At 37.0% G+C, this 600-nt stretch carries 1 pseudogene; it reads left to right on the top strand.

Annotation, left to right across the window (positions count from 1 at the left end):
- Positions 1 to 506: pseudogene (locus UC75_RS19945) on the top strand (phage capsid protein); the annotation flags it as partial.
- Positions 507 to 600: the final 94 nt, after the last annotated feature.

Below are 600 nucleotides of genomic sequence, written 5' to 3' on the forward strand. Positions count from 1 at the left end.
CCACTGCCAAAGTTAGCCCCCTTATTTTCTTTCCTTCTATTCAATCTCCGATTCAGACTTTAGCCACTTATATTAACTATCCAAGCCAACATTACTCATATCCTAATTTTGATTACATGATGACAGAAGCTTATGACTGGTTATTGGAAGCTCGCTTAGACTTGGCACATCAAGCAGTTTCACAAATACCGATACAAGGGCTGGGCTATCCTGCCAATAAAGTCATTTACTTATCCGGTTTCGTTCCTGATGCATCTATTGCTTACATTTATGGATTTGATAAAACCAAGCCTTATCGAACGCCCATTTGGCAACGAATTTTTGGTGACATGAAAAACAATGTTTCTTTAGGTCTAATGAAGCAATTTATCTGGGCCTATCCACAGGTTATGTTTGATTCAATTACGATCGATACGACTCAAGCTCCAAATGGTTTCTTTGTTGAAAATACGTTGTATTCGCCAATTAGCGATAACACACCATATCCACCAGATATTTACCTCTAAGTAAACATAACCCTTTTATTAAATAAGTGATTTGATAAGAAACCTCTTCAAGTAAGAGGTTTTCTTCTTTTTGAAACTGAAGCTTGCTTAGAGG

Source organism: Acinetobacter sp. V2 (genome assembly GCF_001188385.1).
GTDB lineage: Bacteria > Pseudomonadota > Gammaproteobacteria > Pseudomonadales > Moraxellaceae > Acinetobacter > Acinetobacter oleivorans.